Source organism: Pseudomonas putida, assembly GCF_028682175.1.
Lineage (GTDB): Bacteria > Pseudomonadota > Gammaproteobacteria > Pseudomonadales > Pseudomonadaceae > Aquipseudomonas > Aquipseudomonas putida_AD.
The window spans coordinates 192,633-209,081 of record NZ_JANHKS010000003.1; the positions used below are offsets into that span (position 1 = coordinate 192,633).

A 16,449-nucleotide genomic window follows, 5' to 3' on the forward strand; every position below is an offset into this window, starting at 1 on the left:
CCCTTATCTGTGTTCGGTATGACTCAGTAATGCAGTGCAGCCCCCACGTTCTTCTTCAACAGCTCCTGATAAAGATCGGCATAGGGTTCAACGGCCTTGTGCCAGTCGAATGGTGCAGCCATGGCGCGGCAACGCATGGCGTTGAGCAAAGGCGGGTTCTCGAACACCTTGAAGGCGCGGGTCAGGGCTTCGGTGTAGCTTTCAACGGTAGATTCGTTGAACAGGAAGCCGGTGCAGCCGTCTTCGATGGTGTCCGCCAGACCGCCGGTGCAGCGGGCCACTGGCAATGAGCCGAAACGCTGGGCGTACATCTGGCTCAGGCCGCAAGGCTCGTAGCGCGATGGCATCAGCAGGAAATCGCTGCCGGCGAACATGCGCCGGGCGTCGGTTTCGTTGAAGCCGACACGCACGCTGATCTGACCGGGGAAGCGGGCGGCGAGGGCGCGCATGGCGTCTTCTTCGTCGGGTTCGCCACGGCCAATGATCGCGATCTGGCCGCCATTCTTGACGATGAACTCGGACACCCCGATGGTCAGGTCCAGACCCTTCTGGTACACGAGGCGCGAAACCACGGCGAATAGCGGGCCGGTGGAAGGCTCAAGCTCGAACAACTCACGGACGTGATCGGCGTTGATCTCCTTGCGGGTCCACTCGTTGGGCGCGAAGTTGCAGATCAAGTGATCATCGGTGGCCGCATCCCAGCTTTCATCGATGCCGTTGGGAATCCCGCTCAGTTGGCCGCGATTGGCCTTGCTCTGCAGGAAGCCTTCCAGGCCGCAGCCGAAATCCGGGGTGGTGATTTCCTTGGCATAGGTGGCGCTGACGGTGGTGATGTGGCTCGCATAGGCCATGCCGGCCTTGATGAACGACAGGCGACCGTAGAACTCCATGCCATCGGGACCCAGTGCCTGATCGGGAATCCCCAGCTCGCGGCTCGATGCGGTGCTGACGAAGCCCTGATAGGCCAGGTTGTGGATGGTGAAAATGCTCGGCGTACTCTGGCCGCGCCACTTCATGTAGGCAGGGGCCAGGCCCGCTGGCCAGTCGTGGGCGTGAACCAGCTCGGGGCACCACTGGGTTTTCACGGCGCCGGCGGCGAAGTCCGCAGCCGCCAGGCCCAGGCGGGCGAAACGGATGTGGTTGTCGGACCAGTCGCGGCCATGGTTGTCGCCGTAGGGCGTGCCTTCGCGTTCGTACAGTTCGGGGCAGATCAATACATAAATGACCAGGCCGTCTTTCATGTCCATCCGGCCGATCTTGCAGGGAGGCAGGGCCGCATGGCCGCCCAGCTCGCTGATGATATGAATCGGGTTTCCGCTATTGATGACCTGTGGGTAGCCGGGAATCAGCACGCGTACATCGTGCAGGTGGCGCATGGCGCGCGGCAGTGCAGCAGACACATCACCCAGACCGCCGGTTTTCACCAGATCGGCCATTTCCGAAGTGACGAACAGAACCTTTTTTCTGTTCACCATGGATATGCCTGGTTGTACAGGGGGCAGTTGCAGCAGAGGTGCGCTCGTCGTTGCGAAGACCGGCAGATGGGTCAGCTCGCTGGCCGGCTGATTAAAACTCTCTCCCTTCTGGGTTTTGACAGCGGCACTAATCATCGTTTTCTCCCATTCGATACGCAGTGTTGGTACAGCACTTGAGTTGTAATTGGCCATGTCCTATGGCCAGGCACACAAGACCTACGCAAGATCGATACCCATTTACCGACTGCATAGTGAAGGACAGGGTGAAAGCGGCCTCTGCTCGGGCTTCAACCAATAGCATAGGCGCTCTATTGTGCTGACCCGGGGGTTTTGCAGAAGTTTCGACTTTTTTTCAAGGATATGTCTGGGACGGGGCACGGCAGCTTTTTGTAGGAAAAATTTCATCTTGCTACACCATCTCCATGGCCGGGCCGTGCGCCGCCTTGGCGCAGGGTAAACGGGAAAAACGGGTGGACGACCGTTGATCGGATTGTTCGACAATCAAACCAATGGGGCCGACGGAGCATAGCGTTTAAAGATTGTTTTGCGACCACCCGGTCACGAAAATTCGACGAGATGCCATTTCTCGGTGCGTCATGGATCGATTCTTGTGCGTTCGGAGAAAAATCCTACTTTTGTACCGGTCCTTTTGCGTGCGTCCCACGGTAGAATCCCGGTCACGCGGCAACCGGCTCTCTGGCCCGTTGCCAGTCACCTTTTCCAGTTGTAGAGGAAGTCAATGCAAGCCCCTGAGGTGCTGGTCCTGCAAGCCAGCTATAGCAACCCGGTCCACGCCGAAGCCATCGGCTTTCTGCTCAATCAATATGCCGAAGACCCAATGGGCGGGGGCCACTCCCTGTCCATGGACACTCGCGAGCAACTGGCGATCGAGCTGGCCAAACGTCCCCATGCGTTCAGCGTGCTGGCCTTCATCGCGGGCGAGCCGGTGGGGCTGGTCAACTGTTTCGAGGGGTTCTCCACCTTCGCTTGCCGCCCGCTGGTCAACGTTCATGACGTGGTGGTGATCGCGTCTGCCCGTGGGCAGGGCATCAGCCAGAAGATGCTGGCCAAGGTCGAGGAAATCGCCCGTCAGCGCGGTTGCTGCAAGATCACCCTGGAAGTGCTCGAAGGCAACACGGCGGCCCGCGGCGCTTATGAGAAGCTGGGTTTCAGCGACTACCAGCTCGACCCGCAGATGGGCCGCGCGTTGTTCTGGCAGAAGGCGTTGTAAGCCACCAATCTGTTCGTAGCGGGACTGGACACCAATCCCCTGTGGGAGCTGGCTTGCCAGCGAAAGCGGCCGCCTTCGCGGGCAAGCCCGCTCCCACAGAAGCAGATCGAAGCACGACGCAGTCCCGTAGCAGCCGGGCTTGCCCGCGGGAGCGGTCCTGAACATTCCACTGTTGCCTGGGCAACACCTTTCAAAATATTTGTAACAGTTAAGTCCTGTAGGAATATTCCTTGCGCGAGGTAGGATCGCCTCCCGTATTCATTTCAGGACACCCATGTCTCTCTCACTGGAACCTCCCAGTTGCCGATTGTGCCCACTGACCGCAGATCGCTTTTTTCTTTCTCCTGGCGCTGATTCGCGCCTGATCACGATTATTCTTCCCCAGAACGACCTGCCTGCTGGCACGTCGGGCTTCGTCGTGCCTGTCCTCTCGCCACTGATAAGGATGCATTGATCCATGGAATGGCTTGCTGATCCCACGGCCTGGCTGGGCCTGTTGACGTTGATCGTGCTGGAACTGGTGCTGGGTATCGACAACCTGGTGTTCATCGCCATCCTCGCCGACAAGCTGCCGCCCGAGCAGCGCGACAAGGCGCGGGTGTTGGGCCTGTCCCTGGCGCTGATCATGCGCCTGGGCCTGTTGGCCAGTATTTCGTGGATGGTGACGCTGACCGAGCCGTTGTTCGAGGTCTTCGGCAAAAGCTTCTCCGGACGCGACCTGATCATGCTGTTCGGTGGTGTGTTCCTGCTGTTCAAGGCCACGATGGAACTGCACGAACGCCTGGAGGGGCATGTCGCCCAGCAATCGGGCAGCGCCACCTACGCACTGTTCTGGCCCATCGTGGCGCAGATCGTGGTGCTGGACGCCGTGTTCTCGCTGGATGCCGTGATCACTGCCGTGGGGATGGTCGATGAACTGTCGATCATGATGATCGCCGTGATCTTCTCCATCGGCATCATGATCGTCGCCAGCAAGCCGCTGACCGCCTTCGTCAACGCCCACCCGACGGTCATCATGCTGTGCCTGGGCTTCCTGATGATGATCGGCTTCAGCCTGACCGCCGATGGCCTGGGTTTCCACATCCCTAAAGGCTATCTGTACGCGGCAATCGGCTTCTCGATCCTGATCGAGGTGTTCAACCAGATCGCCCGTTCCCGACGCAAACGGAGCCTCAAGGGCCATCTGCCGCGCCGTGAGCGCATGGCCCATGCGGTGTTGCGCCTGATGGGCGGCAGAAAGCCGGGTGTCGAAGAAGTGGGCGAGGACATCGCCGACATGCTCGACGGCGATGCCGAAGAAGTGGTGTTCGACCGCCGCGAGCGGGTGATGATCAGCGGCGTGCTGCAACTGGCCCAGCGCCCGGTGCGCACGGTGATGACGGTGCGCAACGACGTGGACATGATCGATCTGGACGACGATCAGGAAAGCATTCGTCAGCGCCTGATGAACTCGTCCTATTCGCGCCTGCCGCTGGTGCGTGGCGGCCGGATCGACGAGCCGCTGGGCTTCGTGCACAAGAAGGAAATGCTCACGGCGATGCTGGCGGGCGTGGAGCCCAACCTGGAGCACATGGTGCGACCCACGCCCAACCTGCTGGACAGTTTCTCGGTGCTCAATGCCCTGGAGCAGATGCGCAGCCAGTCGACCCACATCGCGTTCGTGGTCAACGAGTTCGGTGACTTCACCGGCATCCTGACCATGACCGACATCCTGGAGTCCATCGCCGGTGAGTTGCCCGACGCGAGCGAAATCGACGGGCCGGACCTGATCGAGGAGGGCGAGGGTGTGCTGGTCAACGCGGCCATGAACCTCAGTCACCTGCGCGAACGCATCGGTTTCAAGGCCCGCGCCACCGACGAGTATCAGACCCTGGCGGGGCTGATCATGAGCCTGCTGGATCGATTGCCGGTGATCGGCGACGAACTGGTATGGGAAGGGTGGAATGTGAAGGTGGTGCAAGTGCAGGAGCGGCGGGTGACGCGGGTGTTGTTGCGCAAGCTATAAGCGCAGTGACCACCTGTAGGAGCGCGCTTGCCCGCGACGGCGGTGTGTCAGCCCATTGATACTGTGCTGACACCCCCTCGTCGCGGGCAAGCGCGCTCCTTCGGTCCGTGGCGGCGGCGAGTTACTTGGTCACCACTTCCGGAGATTTCGCCGCCTTTTCCATCACCGCGAAATCACTCAGGCCTTTCTGCGCATACGGGTCGCCAATCAGCCGTGGGCGTGCCTTGAAGTCCAGGCTGACCAGGCTCTTGGTGGTGTCCAGTTCGTCAAAGCTGAGCCCCGCCAGTTGCGCCCAGGTGTGAATCAGGTTCGAACTGGTGTAAGCCCGGTTGTGGATGCTGTCGAAGTTCCAGTCGTGGGTCTCGCGCCATTTCGGCGAGGCGTAGGCAATGAACGGCACCGTGTACATCGGGATTGTCGGCTTGGCCTCGTTGCGCCCCAGCGTGTCGTGGCCCGCAGAGTCATAGACATCTTCGCCGTGGTCGGAAAGGTACAGCAGGAAGCCGTTCGGATCGGCCTTGCCGTAGGTCTTGATCAGGCTCGACACCACGAAGTCGTTGTACAGCACGGCGTTGTCGTAGCTGTTGTACAGCTCGAGCTTGCTGTCATCGATGGCAGCGGGAACGCCGTCGCGGCCGGTGAATTTCTCGTAGTCCTGCGGGTAGCGGTACTGGTAGCTCATGTGCGTACCCAGCAGGTGCACCACGATGAGCTTGCGCGGCGCCGCGTCATTCAATGCCTTGGCAAACGGTTCCAGCACGTCGCCGTCGTACTGGCGGGCGTTCTGGTTGCGGTTGTTGTTCAGGTACACCTGCTCGTCGGCCTGCTCGGAGAAGGTCGTGAGCATGGTGTTGCGCTTGGTCATCGTCTGCTGGTTGGTGATCCAGAAGGTCTTGTAGCCCGCCTGTTTCATCACGCTGACGATGGATGGCGTCTTCAGGTACAGGTCCGGGTTTTCTTCATCGGCGAAGGTCAGGACCTGCTGCAGCGCCTCGATGGTGTAGGGGCGCGGGGTGATGACGTTGTCGAACACCTGCAACTGGTCTTTCATGGCGTCCAGGTTGGGTGTGGTCTGGCGTGGGTAGCCATATAGATGCATGCGGCCACGGTTGGTGGACTCACCGATCACCAGCACCAGCGTGGTGGGCAGGCCGGCTTGCTGATCCTTGAGGTTCTTCAGCGGGGCGATGCTGCTACTGGTGGCCAGCATGTCCTGCATGCTGTCCAGCTGCTGGGTGTAGCGATGGTAGGCCACCAGCATCTGCCATGGCACGGCAGGCTCGATGCGCGACTCGAAGGCTTCCAGGCCGGCTGCGGTGGTGTCGAAGCGCGACATCTGCTTGGCCAGCGGGTAGCCGATGATCGCAACCAGTAACGCCACGGCGGTCACCCAGGCGCGGCCACGGGGCATGTACACCGGGCGCAGGCGAGTCCAGAGGAAAATCGCGAAGGCGGTGTGGGCGATGAAGGCCAGCACGATCCACCAGGCGAAGTACTGGGTCATGTACTCGCCAGCTTCAGAGATGTTCGACTCGAACATGATGAAGATGACGCTCTGGGAAAACTCCTGCTGATAAATGAAGAAGTAACCCAGGCTGGCCATGGAGCAGGCCCAGAGCACCACGCCGATGACGGCGGCCATCACGCGGGTCTTGTTGGGGAACAGCAGCATCGGCGCGAGCCAGATGCCACTCATAACGAACGCCTGGCGAAATCCTGCGAAGCCGGTGATGCCGGTCAACTGGATCAGCAGTTGGGTGATTCCGGAGAAGTACCAGAAGAAGACGAACAGCCAGGCGAGACCCGCCCAGTCGAATTTTTTCGGAGTCGGGGTGCTCCGTTGCGTTGTTGCCATCAGGCGCTCCAGCTATGGATCTTTCGCGCGGCCGAACAGCACGGACGCGTCACAGAGGGGCGTGAGTATGGTGATGGGCAGGTGAAAAATATGTGAGACGGGTGTCGGGACGGTGTCGTTTGACACACAAATGTGCTTTCAGGGCGGTTGAACGATACATCGCGCAACGGGTCCGACGCTTGGCAGGTCGAGTTTCAAGAGGGTGAAGGCAGCGGGGGATCAACCAGGGGGCAAGCCAGCAGATCGGGCTTGCCATGTACGGGGAAGGCGGGCGGAGCGGGGATCAGGCTTGCAGGGCGGTGCCCGACGAAGCGATCTGGGTGTGCTGCAGCAGTTGGGTCAACTGAGCCACTTTCTTTTGCAACTGATCACGTTCTTCTTTCAATTCACGCAGTTCGTCGCGACGAATGGTAACGTACAGGGTTTGTGGAACGCTTGCAGGTAGTACTGTGCCCATTGCTCACCTCGCAAATGGCGGATTCAACATCGTAAGGTTCAAGCAATGACAGCATCGCTACCCGACTTGCCTATGCTTCCTACCTTTGTCGGCGCGGATTCTGATTTCTTTTGACGCAAAAGGGAACTTTTTTATTTTGAATTGTCGCTAAGGTGCGCCCCTCGCGACAAACGGCAGTTTAGAGCGGATCTTGCGCACCAAGATGAAACTATTTTCACCCTGAAACCTTCGTTTTGCGCCCCGGACTAACCCAACAGGCGGTACTGGGCTATAAAATGGGGCACCCGTTTTTTGATTAAGGAGCACCTCTACATGCAACTCGGGATTGTCGGACTAGGCCGCATGGGCGGCAACATCGCACGTCGACTGATGCTCAATGGCCACACCACTGTGGTCTATGATCGCGATGAGCAGTCTCGCACCGTGCTCGCCAACGAGGGTTCGACGCCAGCCAATGACCTCGCGTCACTGGTGGCTGCACTGGAAAAACCGCGCGCGGTGTGGGTCATGCTGCCCGCTGGCGCGCCGACCGAAGACACCATCAACGTCCTGGCCGACCTGCTGGAGCCGGACGACGTCATCATCGACGGCGGCAACACTTTCTATAAGGACGACGTTCGTCGCTCCCACGCCCTCCAGGAAAAAGGCCTGCACTACGTCGACGTCGGGACCTCCGGCGGCGTCTGGGGCCTGGAGCGCGGCTACTGCATGATGATCGGCGGCGAAACCGAAGTCGTGAACCGCCTCGATCCGCTGTTCAAGACCCTGGCACCGGGCATCGGCAACATCCCGCGCACCAAGGATCGCGCCAAGGACGCCGACCCGCGCGCCGAGCAGGGCTACATCCACGCAGGCCCGCCGGGCGCTGGCCATTTCGTCAAGATGATCCACAACGGCATCGAGTACGGAATGATGCAGGCCTTCGCCGAGGGCTTCGACATCCTCAAGACCAAGAACTCTGACAACCTGCCTGCCGACCAGCGTTTCGACCTGAACCTTGGCGACATCGCCGAAGTCTGGCGCCGTGGCAGTGTGGTGTCTTCCTGGCTGCTGGACCTGACCGCCGACGCACTGGCGACCGATCCGCAGCTCAATGCCTATTCAGGCTCGGTCGCCGACAGCGGCGAAGGACGCTGGACCATCGAGGCTGCCATGGAGCAGGCCGTTCCGGTTCCAGTGCTGTCCACCTCGCTGTTCGCCCGTTTCCGCTCCCGTCAACAAAGCACGTACGGCGACAAGATGCTGTCGGCCATGCGTTTCGGATTTGGTGGTCATAAGGAACCAAAATAATGGGATTATCGCGAAGCAAGCAGAAAGCCCCGGTTGCTCCGGCAACCACGCTGTTCCTGTTCGGCGCTCATGGTGACCTGGTCAAGCGGCTGTTGATGCCGGCGCTCTACAACCTGTTCCGTGACGGACTGGTCGATGAGAACCTGCACATCGTAGGCGTTGACCACAACACCGTCACTGACGCCGACTTCGCCAAGAAACTCGAGGATTTCATTCGTCAGGAGGCGGCCAGCAAGGTCGCCCAGGGCGGTGAAGAGCCTCTGGATCCCGCGTTGTGGGGCAGTCTGGCCAAACGCATCAGCTACATCACCGGGGATTTTCTCGACGACGGCACCTATCAGGCCATCGATGCGAAGATCAAGAGCACCGGCACGCAAAATGCCGTGTTCTACCTCGCCACCGCGCCGCGCTTCTTCAGTGAAGTGACCAAGCGACTCGGCTCGTCAGGGCTGATGGTGGAGGGCGACGACTATTTCCGTCGCGTGGTGATCGAGAAGCCGTTCGGCCATGACCTGCCCAGCGCTGTGGCGCTGAACACCTGCTTGCTCAAAGCGATGAGCGAGAAGCAGATCTACCGGATCGATCATTACCTGGGCAAGGAGACGGTGCAGAACATTCTGGTCAGCCGTTTCTCCAATGGCCTGTTCGAGTCGTTCTGGAACAATCACTACATCGATCACGTGCAGATCACCGCCGCCGAAACCGTGGGCGTCGAAACCCGCGGCAGTTTCTATGAAACCACCGGCGCGCTGCGGGACATGGTGCCCAACCACCTGTTCCAGCTGCTGGCCATGGTTGCCATGGAACCGCCGGCGGCGTTTGGCGCCGATGCGGTCCGTGGCGAGAAGGCCAAGGTGATCGGGGCCATCCGGCCCTGGTCGGAGATGGAGGCGTTGGCCAACTCGGTGCGCGGTCAGTACACCGAGAGCACCCTGGGCGACAAGAACGTGGCCGGTTATCGTGAAGAGGACCGGGTTGCCCCGGACAGCAACACGGAAACCTACGCCGCGCTCAAGGTCTTCATCGACAACTGGCGCTGGGTCGGCGTGCCGTTCTACTTGCGCACCGGCAAGCGCATGAGCGTGCGTGATACCGAGATCGCGATCTGCTTCAAGCCTGCGCCTTACGCGCAGTTTCGCGACACCGACGTGGATCGCGTGGAGCCCAACTTCCTGAAGATCCAGATCCAGCCGGACGAAGGCATGTGGTTCGACCTGCAGGCCAAGAAGCCAGGGCCGACCCTGGACATGCAGACCATCGAGCTGGGTTTTGCCTACAAGGATTTCTTCGAGATGCAGCCATCGACCGGGTATGAAACCCTGATCTATGACTGCCTGACCGGGGACCAGACCCTGTTCCAGCGTGCCGACAACATTGAAAACGGCTGGCGCGCCGTGCAGCCGTTCATCGATGCCTGGGCCAAGGATCCTCACGTCGAGTTCTACAAGGCGGGTGAAGATGGCCCTGCGGCGGCCGATGAGCTGCTAGCCCGTGACGGTCGCAGTTGGCAACGTCTGGGATGAGTGAATCTGCGCAACCTCTCATCCAGTTCATGCTCTCCGACATCGATGGCACCTTGTTGCGCCCCGATCACAGCCTGAGCCAGGCCAACATCGAGGCGGTGCGCAAGCTCAAGGAGGCCGGGATTCATTTCTCGGTCGCCAGCAGCCGGCCACCGCGGGCCATGCGCGAGCAGATCCGCGCGCTGGGCATCGATGTGCCTACGGTCGGGTTCAACGGGGCCAATATCGTCAACCCTGACGGCAGCCTGCTCAAGGCCCATCGCATCGACCCCCACGCTGCGCGCATCAGCCTTGAGCTGTTCGCTGGCGAACGGGTTTCGGTGTGGGTGTTCGCCGACGATCAATGGCTGCTGCTCGACCCGCAAGGGGATTACGTCGAGCACGAACGCAACACCCTGGGCTATGACTTCGTGCAGGTCGAGCATTTCGACGAGGTGATCGATCGCATCGACAAGATCGTCGCGGCCAGCAAGGACTTCGAGTTGCTCAAACAGCTCGAAGCCCGGCTCAACCCGCTGATCGCCCAGACGGCTCTGGCGGCGCGCTCGCAATCCTACTACCTGGATGTCACGGCGCTGGACGCCAACAAGGGGACGGCGCTGGCGACAGTGGCGCAGGCCCTGGGCGTGGACATGGCGCATACAGCGGCCATAGGTGATGCCGGCAACGACGTGGCGATGTTCCGGCGTGCAGGGCTGTCGATCGCGATGGGCCAGGCAGAAACCGGGGTCAAGACCCACGCCAACTACGTAACGGGCAGCAACCTGGAAGACGGGCTGGCGACGGCCATCGAGCGTTACATCCTGCCACGCTGATTCAAACGCTTGCCCGTAGCAGCACGGCTTGCCGGCGGGAGCGGTGTGTCAGAAAACCCTCTGTGCCTGACACACCGCTCCCGCCGGCAAGCCGTGCTGCTACGGGTTCTTCACCCAGACACCAGAAGGACACGCACCTAATGGCTGTACCGATTGAAGACTACGCGCTGCTCGGCAACTGCCGCACCGCAGCGCTGGTGACCCGCGACGGGTCGCTGGACTGGTTGTGTTTTCCGCGTTTCGACGCGCCTGCCTGCTTTGCTGCCCTGTTGGGCGACAGCGACAACGGTCGCTGGAAAATTGCCCCGCAACAGACCGCCAACTGCCAGATCACCCGCCGTTATCGCGACGGCACGCTGATTCTGGAAACCCTGTTCACCACCGATACCGGCCGCGCGATGCTCATCGACTTCATGCCCATGGCAGTCGATAACAGCGTGGTGCGTCTGGTGGTGGGGCTGGAAGGCGAGGTCGAGTTCGGCATGGATCTGGCGATCCGCTTCGATTACGGCAGCAACGTGCCGTGGGTCGAAAAGCGCGAGCCCCATGTCATGACGGCGGTAGGCGGCCCGGAAATGCTGGTGTTGCGCACACCGGCCGAAGTGCATCCGATGGATCATCACACTGAAAGCCTGTTCAGCGTGAAGGCCGGCCAGCGCCTGGGTTTCGGACTGACCTGGCAGGCGTCCCACGAGCCGGTGCGCAAGGGCTTCGATTGCGAGCAGGCGCTGGAACAGACCGAAAGCTTCTGGCGCGAGTTCTCCGACCGTTGTCCCGACGTCGGCCCCTGGTCCGAGCAGGTCAAGCGCTCGCTGATCACCCTCAAGGCCATGACCTATGCGCCCACGGGAGGCATCGTCGCCGCCGTGACCACCTCGCTGCCTGAGCAACTGGGCGGCGAGCGCAACTGGGACTACCGCTTCTGCTGGCTGCGTGACGCAACCATGACGCTGCTGGCCTTCATGAACCTGGGTTATTTCGATGAAGCCACGGCGTGGCGCAACTGGCTGTTGCGCTCGGTGGCCGGCAACCCTGAACAGGTGCAGATCATGTACGGCCTGGGCGGTGAGCGGCGGCTACCGGAATATGAACTGCCCTGGCTCAGCGGCTATGAGGATTCGCGCCCGGTGCGGATCGGCAACGCAGCGGCCACCCAGATGCAACTGGACGTGTATGGCGAAGTGGCGGATGCCATGACCCAGGCGCTCAAGAGCGGGCTGCCGCGCTTGCCGCGCAGTATCGAGATCCAGAAGGTCATCATGCCGTTTCTGGAGAGCGTGTGGCGCAACCCTGATGCCGGGATCTGGGAAATCCGTTCCGAGCCACGGCATTTTACACATTCCAAGGTGATGGCCTGGGTGTCGTTCGACCGCAATGCCGGTGTGCTGGCGCAGAGTGACAACCCGGAAGACCGCGAGCGTGGGCTGCATTACCGCAGGATCGCCGACGAGATCCACGCCGACGTCTGCGCCAGGGGCTACGACGCCCAACTGGGCAGCTTCGTGCAGACCTACGGCGGCAAGGAAATGGATGCCAGCCTGCTGCAGATCGCCTTGACCGGGTTTCTGCCGGTCGAGGATCCGCGCGTGGCCGGCACCATCGCGCAGGTCGAGAAAGCGCTGATGCAGGATGGGCTGCTGTTGCGCTATGACAGCGAGCGCAGCACCGATGGCGTGTCGGGCAGCGAAGGCACCTTTCTGGTCTGTTCGTTCTGGCTGGCGGATGTGTATGTGTTGCAGGGGCGCGAGGAGGAGGCGGCCGCGCTGTTCGACCGCTTGTGCGGCCTGTGCAACGACGTCGGTTTGCTGGCCGAGCAGTATGATCCCAGGGCCAGGCGCATGCTCGGCAATTTCCCGCAAGCGTTCAGCCACATCGGCATCATCAACACCGCCCTGAACCTGCACCGCGTGATCTGCCCGGTCAAGGCCCGGGCCGCCCATGAGGATGCGGTGACGCAGTGATGCATTCACGCCGCATACCCGTAGCAGCCGGGCTTGCCCGCGGGGGCGGCCTTGAAATCGCTCCCGCCGGCAAGCCGTGCTGCTACAGAAGCATCGCTCCTACAGCATCAGTGTCAACGTGCCTTGCGAAAGGTGAAGTTGATCCGCTGCTCGCCCAACTGCGGATGCTCCGCCTGTTTGATCGGCATCACGCCGTGGTAGCGCAGGCGGTCTTCGCCGCCCCAGACCACCACATCGCCATGAAACAGCGGCACCCGTTGCGTGGCGTCGCTGCGGGCATGGCCGCCGAACAGGAAAATGGCCGGAATGCCCAGGGATACCGACACCACGGGCCACTGATAATCGCGCTCGTCCTTGTCCTGATGCAGCGACAGCCTTGCGCCTGGAATGTAGCGGTTGATCAGGCAGGCATCAGGCTGGAAGCCCGCAAACCCCGCAGCCTCGGCTGCTGCGCGTGCCAGCTCCATGAACACTTCAGGCATTGCCGGCCAGGGCTGGCCGGTCTGCGGATCGATGGGGCTATACAGGTAGCCGTTGCGGTCGGTGGTCCAGCCGAACTGGCCGCAACTGCTCAGCGCAACCGACATGGTGTAACCACCCGGGGTGACCATGTTGCGAAAGGGCGCCTGTGTCAGCGTCGCTTCCAGGGCAGGCAGCAAGCGGTCTAGCAGGGGCAGGGCAAAGCCACGAAACACAAAGGATTGCGCCCCGATCTGCTCGGTGGACGGCGGCTGCGGGCTGTCGTCTGCGAACAGGTCGAATGTGGCGGGCGTAGTGCCTTTGCGTTGCATCATCGCGGCGTGCCTGGCTGTCTGTTGGCGCTTACAGCGCTTTGCTGACCTTGACGTCACTGATGACGTCGTCGCTGTCGCCGTGCATCTTCTGCAGGGCTGCCAGGGCTTCTTCGGCGGACGGCGATTGCAGCAGGGCGAACTCGAAGCGGCGCTCGCCGTTGAGTTTGTAGCTGATGGCGTATTTGACGACGGGGGCTTGGTTGCTCACGTTGGGTTCCTTGGCAGGTGTCAGGTGCGCGCGCTGCAACGAAGCTTTCACGCGCACCGGTGTCTAATGGAAGAATCAGCTCAGGCGCGACGAGGTGCGGCGAACGATCTTGATCGAGTGGGTGAACGTGGTCTTGCGCCCGCCGCCGTGGCTGTCCATCTTGCGCCCGGCGGTGTCGATGGTGATGTTCCAGAAGCCGCTGCTGGGCACCGTGATCTTGGCCGGGAAGCGGTCAAATGCGCCGCCGTGGTAGGTGTGGCGCCCGCCGTTCTTGAAGCTGCGGAAATTCGCGTCGCTCATCAGACGGATGTTGCAGAGCTGGGAGCACTCGATGACGACCATGTCGTCTTCATTGAGGTGCTCGCGCTGGTGTACGAATTTCATGGGTGTCTCCAGGGACAGGGCATGCTTGAAAACCCGAAACGATATCACGGCAACCCGAGCCTTTGCTCGCCACATGGCCTATGGAGGCGATTGCGGCAATGAAAAAGTGCAAAACCCGGGGATTTAATCGAAGTCCGGCTTGTCGTAGGACATTTATTGGAGGGATTGTATGAAACTGGCTGTTGTTATTTTGGCCCTGGCGATGACCGGTTGTGCCTCTGTGGCGGACATCGAACACACGCCACCGACCATGAACGTGATGTCTGGCAAATCCCCCCAGGAATACGCCGACTGCTTCGTGGCCCGGATCACCGACAGCCGCAATCCGCCGCAGATCGAGCCGCACCGTGAGGGCATGCGGGTCATCGTCCCGCAGAAATTCACCCACGGGACGCCGACCGCGATTGTCGATATCGAGAAGCGCTCGGGCGGCAGCTCCATCAAGTTGTTCGAGAGTGGTGGCAACAACCCGCTACGCCCCAAGGACATCCAGCACGCGGTCAACGCCTGTATTTCCGGTGAGTGACCGCGCCTACTTGCAGGTCACCAGCACGCTGCGGGTCTTGTAGTTGCCGACGTCCACGCCCAGGGTCTTGTCGGCATCCTTGGGCTGCGGGGTGCCATTGGTGCTGACGATGTTGTAGCCAGTGCCTGCGCAGGACGCCTCGGCTTTCTCGTAGCAGGCGGCCCAGGACATGGCTTCGCCCGAGCAGTCGATACTCAGGGCCTGCTTGCCATCCTTCAGGTAAGTGTTTTGCGCGGTGGCGCAGCCGGTCAGGCCCAAGACAACAACGACGGACAGGATCTTGATCATTTTCGGATGCTTCACGATGAGGGCCAGATGAACGCCAGGGTGTACGCGGGGATCGCGCCTGGCGTTGGGTAAGACTGGAAGACTGTGCCATCGTTCCGGCATCACGGGAACATTTTTACCCGTGCGCCGTGGCTCAGACCCCGCACAGGCGGGGCCGAACCGGTCTTTCGATCAGGACTTCTTGCCCGGGCGGCTGCGCGGGGCCAGGTCTTCGAACACCGAGGCGACTTCGACTGCGCTGCTTTCGCTCGGGAAGGGGCCGGCGACCTGCTCGCCGTCATGGCCGATCAGCCACCACCCGCCATCCTGCATTTTCTTGATCTGATACCCGTTTACAACTTTGACTTCCGCCATCGATCCGTCTCGATAAATGATTCAGGCGGCCATGATACGGCGCAAGCGCATAATTTTCCTACGCAATCCAATAAATCCGGCTACGCTTGCTCCAGTCATCGCTCGGTCGTTTCGTGGAAATGGATACCCTCGTACGGATGATGTGAAGAACAGTCGGCAATCACCGATCAGAAAAAACGTTTGCGAACCGTCCCCGGACAGCTTGCAGATGCGCGGTGGTCGCAATAACCGGAATCGTGCGGAACTATCTGCGCATCCGTTCCTCTACCAAGTCAGCTAACGGCCAGCCTCGGGGGCATTGTAAGGTTATCGCCTCCTGATTAGACTGCGCCGCAACACCCCCAGCACCATCAAGGACTTATATGATCAAGAAATGCTTGTTCCCTGCAGCCGGTTACGGCACTCGCTTCTTGCCAGCGACCAAAGCCATGCCCAAAGAGATGCTGGCCGTTGTCAACAAGCCACTGATCCAGTACGGCGTGGAAGAAGCACTGGCTGCGGGCCTCAATGAAATCTCCATCGTCACCGGTCGCGGCAAACGCGCCCTGGAAGACCATTTCGACATCAGCTATGAGCTGGAGCACCAGATCAAGGGCACCGACAAGGAAAAATACCTGGTCGGCATCCGCCAGCTGATCGACGAGTGCAGCTTCTCCTACACTCGCCAGACCGAAATGAAAGGCCTGGGCCACGCGATTCTCAGCGGCCGCCCACTGATCGGTAACGAGGCATTCGCCGTGGTGTTGGCGGATGACCTGTGCGTGAACCTGGAAGGTGACGGCGTACTGGCCCAGATGGTCAAGCTGCACAAGCAGTACAAGTGCTCGATCGTCGCGATCCAGGAAGTGGACCCGAACGAAACCAACAAGTACGGCGTGATCGCTGGTGAAGAAATCAAGGACGGCCTGTACCGCGTCACCGACATGGTCGAGAAGCCAAAACCTGAAGATGCACCGTCGAACCTGGCGATCATCGGCCGTTACATCCTGACCCCGGACATCTTCGAAAAAATCGAACAGACCGAGCCAGGCAAGGGCGGTGAAATCCAGATCACCGACGCACTGATGAAGCAGGCTGCCGAAGGCAACGTGCTGGCGTACAAGTTCAAGGGTCGTCGTTTCGACTGCGGTGGTGCCGAGGGCTACGTCGAAGCCACCAACTTCTGCTTCGAGCATTTCTACAAGACGGGCAAGTCGCTGGATCCGGTCGTTGTACCGACCAAAGCCAAGTAACTGTACTGCTCTGCAAAGCCACCTTCGGGTGGCTTTGTCGTTTCTGGGTCC

At 60.8% G+C, this 16,449-nt stretch carries 16 protein-coding genes; 8 read left to right on the top strand and 8 right to left on the bottom strand.

Annotation, left to right across the window (positions count from 1 at the left end):
- Nucleotides 1–23: 23 nt before the first annotated feature.
- Entirely contained in the window at nt 24–1,610 is a 1,587-nt protein-coding gene (gene glgA / locus NPS29_RS03810; protein WP_274130810.1) for a glycogen synthase GlgA, read from the bottom strand.
- Nucleotides 1,611–2,214: 604 nt separating this feature from the next.
- Here glgA and NPS29_RS03815 point away from each other — a divergent pair.
- Both NPS29_RS03815 and NPS29_RS03820 read left to right on the top strand, forming a co-directional pair.
- On the top strand, nt 2,215–2,706 hold the full coding sequence (locus tag NPS29_RS03815; RefSeq protein WP_274130812.1) for a GNAT family N-acetyltransferase: 492 nt from the start codon (nt 2,215–2,217) through the stop codon (nt 2,704–2,706).
- Nucleotides 2,707–3,163: 457 nt separating this feature from the next.
- Nucleotides 3,164–4,711 carry a TerC family protein gene (locus NPS29_RS03820; protein ID WP_274130815.1) on the top strand — a complete coding sequence of 516 codons (1,548 nt, stop codon included), beginning with the start codon at nt 3,164–3,166 and terminating at the stop codon, nt 4,709–4,711.
- 121 nt (nt 4,712–4,832) lie between these two features.
- Here the strand turns inward: NPS29_RS03820 and NPS29_RS03825 are convergent, their stop codons facing one another.
- Both NPS29_RS03825 and NPS29_RS03830 read right to left on the bottom strand, forming a co-directional pair.
- Nucleotides 4,833–6,566, bottom strand: coding sequence for a phosphoethanolamine transferase CptA (locus NPS29_RS03825; RefSeq protein WP_274130817.1), 1,734 nt, complete (start codon nt 6,564–6,566; stop codon nt 4,833–4,835).
- Nucleotides 6,567–6,849: 283 nt separating this feature from the next.
- Entirely contained in the window at nt 6,850–7,023 is a 174-nt protein-coding gene (locus NPS29_RS03830) for a DUF6026 family protein (RefSeq protein WP_274130819.1), read from the bottom strand.
- A 270-nt stretch (nt 7,024–7,293) separates the two neighbouring features.
- On the opposite strand from NPS29_RS03830, the gene gnd reads away from it, so the two are divergent.
- The 4 genes from gnd (at nt 7,294) to NPS29_RS03850 (ending at nt 12,612) form a co-directional block, all read left to right on the top strand.
- Complete coding sequence (gnd, locus tag NPS29_RS03835) at nt 7,294–8,313, top strand: phosphogluconate dehydrogenase (NAD(+)-dependent, decarboxylating) (protein WP_274130894.1); 1,020 nt, start codon at nt 7,294–7,296, stop codon at nt 8,311–8,313.
- On the top strand, nt 8,313–9,836 hold the full coding sequence (gene zwf / locus NPS29_RS03840) for a glucose-6-phosphate dehydrogenase (RefSeq protein WP_274130821.1): 1,524 nt from the start codon (nt 8,313–8,315) through the stop codon (nt 9,834–9,836). Before gnd ends, zwf begins: the two co-directional genes overlap by 1 nt.
- Nucleotides 9,833–10,651 carry an HAD family hydrolase gene (locus NPS29_RS03845; RefSeq protein ID WP_274130823.1) on the top strand — a complete coding sequence of 273 codons (819 nt, stop codon included), beginning with the start codon at nt 9,833–9,835 and terminating at the stop codon, nt 10,649–10,651. The genes zwf and NPS29_RS03845 overlap by 4 nt, the downstream gene beginning before the upstream one ends.
- Before the next feature lie 140 nt (nt 10,652–10,791).
- On the top strand, nt 10,792–12,612 hold the full coding sequence (locus NPS29_RS03850) for a glycoside hydrolase family 15 protein (RefSeq protein ID WP_274130826.1): 1,821 nt from the start codon (nt 10,792–10,794) through the stop codon (nt 12,610–12,612).
- A gap of 113 nt (nt 12,613–12,725) precedes the next feature.
- Here the strand turns inward: NPS29_RS03850 and alkB are convergent, their stop codons facing one another.
- From alkB to NPS29_RS03865, 3 genes are all read right to left on the bottom strand, one after another.
- Nucleotides 12,726–13,403, bottom strand: coding sequence for a DNA oxidative demethylase AlkB (alkB, locus tag NPS29_RS03855; RefSeq protein ID WP_274130895.1), 678 nt, complete (start codon nt 13,401–13,403; stop codon nt 12,726–12,728).
- A 31-nt stretch (nt 13,404–13,434) separates the two neighbouring features.
- Nucleotides 13,435–13,614: a hypothetical protein gene (locus NPS29_RS03860; RefSeq protein WP_274130827.1), complete on the bottom strand. Its 180-nt coding sequence runs from the start codon at nt 13,612–13,614 to the stop codon at nt 13,435–13,437.
- 75 nt (nt 13,615–13,689) lie between these two features.
- Entirely contained in the window at nt 13,690–13,998 is a 309-nt protein-coding gene (locus tag NPS29_RS03865) for a DUF1883 domain-containing protein (protein WP_274130828.1), read from the bottom strand.
- A 169-nt stretch (nt 13,999–14,167) separates the two neighbouring features.
- Between NPS29_RS03865 and NPS29_RS03870 the strand changes: the two genes are divergently transcribed.
- Nucleotides 14,168–14,524 carry a hypothetical protein gene (locus tag NPS29_RS03870; protein ID WP_274130829.1) on the top strand — a complete coding sequence of 119 codons (357 nt, stop codon included), beginning with the start codon at nt 14,168–14,170 and terminating at the stop codon, nt 14,522–14,524.
- A gap of 6 nt (nt 14,525–14,530) precedes the next feature.
- Here the strand turns inward: NPS29_RS03870 and NPS29_RS03875 are convergent, their stop codons facing one another.
- Nucleotides 14,531–14,812, bottom strand: coding sequence for a hypothetical protein (locus NPS29_RS03875; RefSeq protein WP_274130830.1), 282 nt, complete (start codon nt 14,810–14,812; stop codon nt 14,531–14,533).
- Nucleotides 14,813–14,983: 171 nt separating this feature from the next.
- On the bottom strand, nt 14,984–15,166 hold the full coding sequence (locus NPS29_RS03880; RefSeq protein ID WP_274130831.1) for a hypothetical protein: 183 nt from the start codon (nt 15,164–15,166) through the stop codon (nt 14,984–14,986).
- Between the two features lie 362 nt (nt 15,167–15,528).
- Between NPS29_RS03880 and galU the strand changes: the two genes are divergently transcribed.
- The gene (gene galU, locus NPS29_RS03885; protein WP_274130832.1) at nt 15,529–16,398 is read left to right on the top strand and encodes a UTP--glucose-1-phosphate uridylyltransferase GalU; all 870 of its coding nucleotides are present in this window, start codon (nt 15,529–15,531) and stop codon (nt 16,396–16,398) included.
- Nucleotides 16,399–16,449 lie beyond the last annotated feature (51 nt).

Excerpts from the sequence above, each read along its gene's own strand:
- zwf (WP_274130821.1), top strand. The coding sequence starts at position 8,313 with ATGGGATTATCGCGAAGCAAGCAGAAAGCCCCGGTTGCTCCGGCAACC.
- glgA (WP_274130810.1), bottom strand. The coding sequence starts at position 1,610 with ATGATTAGTGCCGCTGTCAAAACCCAGAAGGGAGAGAGTTTTAATCAG.
- NPS29_RS03815 (WP_274130812.1), top strand. The coding sequence starts at position 2,215 with ATGCAAGCCCCTGAGGTGCTGGTCCTGCAAGCCAGCTATAGCAACCCG.
- galU (WP_274130832.1), top strand. The coding sequence starts at position 15,529 with ATGATCAAGAAATGCTTGTTCCCTGCAGCCGGTTACGGCACTCGCTTC.
- NPS29_RS03880 (WP_274130831.1), bottom strand. The coding sequence starts at position 15,166 with ATGGCGGAAGTCAAAGTTGTAAACGGGTATCAGATCAAGAAAATGCAG.
- NPS29_RS03850 (WP_274130826.1), top strand. The coding sequence starts at position 10,792 with ATGGCTGTACCGATTGAAGACTACGCGCTGCTCGGCAACTGCCGCACC.
- NPS29_RS03845 (WP_274130823.1), top strand. The coding sequence starts at position 9,833 with ATGAGTGAATCTGCGCAACCTCTCATCCAGTTCATGCTCTCCGACATC.
- alkB (WP_274130895.1), bottom strand. The coding sequence starts at position 13,403 with ATGCAACGCAAAGGCACTACGCCCGCCACATTCGACCTGTTCGCAGAC.
- NPS29_RS03820 (WP_274130815.1), top strand. The coding sequence starts at position 3,164 with ATGGAATGGCTTGCTGATCCCACGGCCTGGCTGGGCCTGTTGACGTTG.
- NPS29_RS03865 (WP_274130828.1), bottom strand. The coding sequence starts at position 13,998 with ATGAAATTCGTACACCAGCGCGAGCACCTCAATGAAGACGACATGGTC.
- NPS29_RS03825 (WP_274130817.1), bottom strand. The coding sequence starts at position 6,566 with ATGGCAACAACGCAACGGAGCACCCCGACTCCGAAAAAATTCGACTGG.
- NPS29_RS03830 (WP_274130819.1), bottom strand. The coding sequence starts at position 7,023 with ATGGGCACAGTACTACCTGCAAGCGTTCCACAAACCCTGTACGTTACC.
- NPS29_RS03870 (WP_274130829.1), top strand. The coding sequence starts at position 14,168 with ATGAAACTGGCTGTTGTTATTTTGGCCCTGGCGATGACCGGTTGTGCC.
- NPS29_RS03875 (WP_274130830.1), bottom strand. The coding sequence starts at position 14,812 with ATGATCAAGATCCTGTCCGTCGTTGTTGTCTTGGGCCTGACCGGCTGC.